The organism is Nevskia soli, from assembly GCF_903970205.1.
Classification (GTDB): domain Bacteria; phylum Acidobacteriota; class Terriglobia; order Bryobacterales; family Bryobacteraceae; genus Bog-113.
This window is the reverse complement of record NZ_CAJCHS010000424.1, coordinates 1-4,244: the sequence shown is the minus strand read 5'-3', so window position 1 is coordinate 4,244 and position 4,244 is coordinate 1. Positions and strand designations below refer to the sequence as shown.

Annotated in this window: 7 protein-coding genes and 1 tRNA gene; all 8 read right to left on the bottom strand. The window is 61.3% G+C overall.

Features of this window, described 5'->3' with window-relative positions; genetic code table 11:
• Positions 1 to 13: 13 nt before the first annotated feature.
• Positions 14 to 103: transfer RNA gene (locus H1Y01_RS18205), tRNA-Ser, on the bottom strand.
• A 62-nt stretch (positions 104 to 165) separates the two neighbouring features.
• Positions 166 to 342 (bottom strand): CcmD family protein, encoded by a 177-nt coding sequence (locus H1Y01_RS18200; RefSeq protein WP_180542079.1) that lies wholly within the window; start codon positions 340 to 342, stop codon positions 166 to 168.
• Positions 343 to 345: 3 nt separating this feature from the next.
• Positions 346 to 1,026, bottom strand: coding sequence for a cytochrome c biogenesis protein CcsA (ccsA, locus tag H1Y01_RS18195; protein WP_180542077.1), 681 nt, complete (start codon positions 1,024 to 1,026; stop codon positions 346 to 348).
• Positions 1,027 to 1,042: 16 nt separating this feature from the next.
• Positions 1,043 to 1,726: a heme exporter protein CcmB gene (locus H1Y01_RS18190; protein ID WP_180542074.1), complete on the bottom strand. Its 684-nt coding sequence runs from the start codon at positions 1,724 to 1,726 to the stop codon at positions 1,043 to 1,045.
• Complete coding sequence (gene ccmA / locus H1Y01_RS18185; RefSeq protein ID WP_180542072.1) at positions 1,723 to 2,409, bottom strand: heme ABC exporter ATP-binding protein CcmA; 687 nt, start codon at positions 2,407 to 2,409, stop codon at positions 1,723 to 1,725. The genes H1Y01_RS18190 and ccmA overlap by 4 nt, the downstream gene beginning before the upstream one ends.
• Position 2,410: 1 nt before the next feature.
• Complete coding sequence (locus H1Y01_RS18180; RefSeq protein WP_180542070.1) at positions 2,411 to 3,454, bottom strand: hypothetical protein; 1,044 nt, start codon at positions 3,452 to 3,454, stop codon at positions 2,411 to 2,413.
• Positions 3,451 to 3,882, bottom strand: a complete 432-nt coding sequence (locus H1Y01_RS18175; RefSeq protein WP_180542068.1) for a hypothetical protein — start codon at positions 3,880 to 3,882, stop codon at positions 3,451 to 3,453. The genes H1Y01_RS18180 and H1Y01_RS18175 overlap by 4 nt, the downstream gene beginning before the upstream one ends.
• On the bottom strand, positions 3,882 to 4,244 hold a 363-nt coding region (locus H1Y01_RS18170; protein ID WP_180542066.1), incomplete at its 5' end, for a cytochrome c-type biogenesis protein CcmH. The genes H1Y01_RS18175 and H1Y01_RS18170, both read right to left, overlap by 1 nt.

Genomic DNA, 4,244 nt, shown 5'->3' with positions numbered 1-4,244 from the left:
TCTTTCACGGAAATGGCGGAGAGTCAGGGATTCGAACCCTGGATAGAGTTTCCCCTATACACGCTTTCCAAGCGTGCGCCTTCAACCACTCGGCCAACTCTCCGGAGCTTAGAAACGTTGCGGCCTAGACCATAATGCCGTAACCGTCCCGCAACAATTTCGATTCTACCGCTTTTGTTTCCCGGTATCTGCCGCGGCCCCGCCGCCCACCATATTGCGGACGCGGTTCAACTCTTCCCGCAGTTTCCGGCCGCGCTGCGCCAGTACGATTACATAGATCGCGACCAGCGCCCAGGCGGCCGCGAATCCGTAGAAAAGGAATTGGAAATTACGCTGGTCCATAGGTCAGAGCGCGTGAGCCAACCGGCGCAGCCCTTGGATTTCGAGGCTCGTCTCTTCCTGGTCCAGCCGGACCAGCATCAACGCAACCGCAATCAACAGGAACGCGCCAAAGTTCATCAGCAGCGGCGGCCACATCTCGGCGGCCAGTTTTCCGGTGGTCAAAACCGGCTGCGGATGCTGCGTGCGCCACCAATAGATAGACCCGTAAACGATCGGCACGTCCGCGAACGAGAAGATGGCGAGCACGGCGGAAATCGTCGCGCGCTGGCCGGCATCATCCACGGCGGTTCGCAGCACCAGATAGCTCGCGTACAGCAGCCAGCAGACGAACATGCTGGTTAGTCGCGCGTCCCAGGTCCACCAGATGCCCCATTGATTTCTAGCCCAGATCATCCCCGTTACCAGATTTACGGTACAGAACACGAAACCCACTTCCACTGCTGCCGCGGCGATTCCGTCCCAGCGCAGCCGCTTGGTTGCCAGGTAGCCGACCGAGGCAACTAACGAAGTAAGGAACAAACTCCACGCCGTGAACGCCGCCGGCACGTGGAAGTAAAGGATGCGGTAAATGGCGCCTTGCCGGAGTTCATCCGGAAGCACGAGTAAGATGCGGTATAGGTTCACCACCAGGATTACTCCAGCCAGCCCGGCTAAGCAGTAAATCGTCTTCTGACGCGTTGTCATAGCTCTTAAATCAGCCTCACAATACGAGAACGTACTCGATCAGCGCCACCGATAGCGCTGTAAATATAATGTCAAACCCCGTCAGCATGCGCAGCCACGCGGTGTTGATTCCCGCGGTTGCGCCGAAGATCGCTTCGCCGCCCAGCAGCGCCGTCGTCAGGATCATCGCCGACATCAGCGCCGGCGATAACGCCGGATACAGCAGCAGCGGCAGCATTAGTTCCCGCAAACGCAGGTTCACCGTGAGCGCGCTGAAACTCACGCCTAGAACGGTCAAGCCCCACGTCCCCAAAACCAGCACCAGCATTAGCGGCCAGAACACTTTCGCCCACCGCACGTTATAGAAAATGCCGTACACCGGCAAGCACAGCAGTTCCACCCCGAGCAACAGCAGAAAACTCGCCAGCGCTTTGCCCAGAAACAACTCCCAACCGCGAATCGGCGAGGACACCAGCGCGTCCAGGCAATCGTTCGGAATCTCGCGCGCGAAACTGCGGTTCAGCAACAGCGCTCCGGCGAAGGCGAACGCGATCCACAACAGCCCGCCGCTGAGTTTCCTCACATCCGTATCCGTCGGCTCGAAGGCGAAGCTGAAGATCAACAGAATCACCAGCGCGAAGGATACCGACGCGTTGATCCCTTCCTTGCCGCGCAGTTCCGATAGCAGGTCCTTGCGCACAACGGCCAGAACTCCCGTCATTCGAACGCCGCATACACCGACCCCGGATCGGCAACCATCGCCGCCGTTCTCGGCCCCGCAAACATCAGCTTGCCGCGATCCAGTAGCGCCACGTCGCTCGCCAGTTCCAGCGCTTCCCGAAGCTGATGCGTCGAAAGCACCACGCATCGATTCTGCGCAACCGCTTCGCGGATCACGCTCTGCAGCAGCGCAATGGCGCGGTCATCGAGCGACGTGAACGGCTCATCCATCAACAGCATTTCCGGCTCATGCAAGAACGCGCGAGCGATCGCCAGCCGCTGCCGCATCCCCCGTGAGAACTCGCGCGCACGCGCATCCGGCACACGGCCCAATCCCACGCGTTCGAGCCAGCGATCGGCAGTCGCGGCGGGATCGCCGACACGGTACAGCCGGCCGAAGTGGATCAGGTTTTCGCGCGCGGTCAGTTCATCGTAGATCCCAATGCCATGCCCCAGATACCCAATCCGCCGTCGCGCTCGCGGCGAGCGCGGCTCCTCTCCGAACACTCGAACCTGGCCCTCCGATGCGCTCGAAAGTCCGGCCAGAATGCGCAGCAGCGTCGTCTTCCCTGCCCCGTTTCTCCCGAGCAGCGCGAGACAACTCCCGGGTTGCGCTTCAATCGAAACGTTCAGAAGCGCGGGAAATTGTCCGTGATATTTCCAGACGCCGGTCGCGGACAGCACGTCAGGCTCCGCGCCGGTACTGATAGACGAACCCTAGCGCGAGCGTCCCCAACAGCAGCAGCAGGATCCACTTGACGGAGCTCGCAACGCCGAGAAAACCATCGGCCGGGCTCGCCTTTCCGTAGAGCTGCGGATAGAGTTCGGCGATCGTCGCATCGCTATCATTGTTCGCATCGTTTGCGCCGCCCGCCGCACCCGTAGTGGTCGTGCCCTCATCCCCGCCGCGCGCCAAGGCTCCCGATCCCACGACGTTCACCTCCAGCTTCGGCCCATCCACGTTGAAGATCGTCGCCTGCGTGCGCGGTTCCTGCCCGAGCGGTTGCAAGCCCGGTCCGGACAACGTGACTCCGACCGGCGCCAGCAGTTTGGTGTTGGGTTGGCGGAATAAGATCTTCGTCGCGAACTTCGACGGCGTCGTGAACGGCATCTGATACGTCAGGTCGATGTGCGATTCGCCCGGCTTCACCGGAAAGTTCAGTTTATAGACGCCTTTGATCGCGGTCTCCACCGGCGTGGCGCGCACCGCAACGCTGTTCGGCGCCGTCACGTTCATCTGGATCTTTCCGGCCGCCTCCGGGGGAACGTAAAACTGCAGCGTCCCATGTTCCGCGTCGTTATAAGCGACCTTGCCGGTGTTCGTGTAGATGAAACTTTCACTCACCGTCATCTGTCCGTTGGACGGCTCCAGCAGCAGCATGTGCGTGGTGACTTTCGCGTTCTCCGGCTTACTCGACGAGTCGAACACATCCACGCGAACCCCGGTATCCGGCGTTCCCGGCGGGATCATCTTGTTGTAGACGACGCCCTTATAATTCGCCTGCACCAGCTTCGGACCGGGCGCGCCCCCCGCCGGCGTGGCGATGTTGAAGGTCCCGTCGGCAGCGGACTGCGTCGTGTTCACCACCTGCGGCCCCGCGCTGGTGATCTGCAGCAGCGTCACCGTCGCGCCGGCTTGCGGCTTCCCGGTAGTCCCGTTCACGATCGTGCCATCCACCGCGAAAGCGCTGGTTGCGGTCAGCAATAACAAAGCAATGCCGAACCTCACGCCTGTTGCCCTCGCACGACAACGATCGCCGCCCCGCACTCTCCACAAAACTTCAGCACCTCCGCAAATTCGGCGTGGCATTGCGGACAAACGGTCGCCGCGACCGGTTTCCGCGGCTTCGGCGCGGCGACGGGCGGCGCAGGCTGAGGCGCTAACTGCAGCTCGCTCTTGATGCGGTCCGACTCCGCCATCACTTGCGCGAGCCCCTTCTGCAAGTCCAATTTCGTCTGCTGATAATCGGCATCCGACAGCTTGCCCACGCGATATTCAAATTGCAGATCGCGCAGGTTCTCATAGATCTGCGCCTTGCGTTCCTCAAGATGCTTGAACGGCGACACCGGAGCCGGTTCCGGAATATCCTTGTCGCGAACGAACAGAATCGCTCCGAGTGCCAAGGCGACCAACAGGACCGCCAGCACGAGCACCATCACGAATTGATTCTCCCGGATTCCTTCTCGATCGCCTCGCGGTATCGCGCATACACGGGGTCATCGGGAATCGGCGCGCCCGACGCACCCGCTGCCGCCGGATGCCGCGAATAGCGGCCCACAAACCAGAAGATCGCCCCGGCTCCCAGGATCAGCGCGCCATAGGGCACCAGCCAGAAATACGAGCTCGGCCCGGCGCGGTAGATATCCGGTCCGTATTGCTTGATGAACGAATCGATGATCGCCTGATCCGAGAACCCGGCTTGCTGCATCCGCGCGATCTTGTTCTTGGCCGGCACGCAGAACCCGCAGCCCTGCATCGACATCGGACAGATGGTCGTCTCTTTGCACGACCCGCACTT

What these genes read in the sequence shown, in the direction of transcription:
- H1Y01_RS18200 (WP_180542079.1), bottom strand. Translation starts at nt 342, where the DNA reads ATGGACCAGCGTAATTTCCAATTCCTTTTCTACGGATTCGCGGCCGCC.
- ccsA (WP_180542077.1), bottom strand. Translation starts at nt 1,026, where the DNA reads ATGACAACGCGTCAGAAGACGATTTACTGCTTAGCCGGGCTGGCTGGA.
- H1Y01_RS18190 (WP_180542074.1), bottom strand. Translation starts at nt 1,726, where the DNA reads ATGACGGGAGTTCTGGCCGTTGTGCGCAAGGACCTGCTATCGGAACTG.
- H1Y01_RS18175 (WP_180542068.1), bottom strand. Translation starts at nt 3,882, where the DNA reads ATGGTGCTCGTGCTGGCGGTCCTGTTGGTCGCCTTGGCACTCGGAGCG.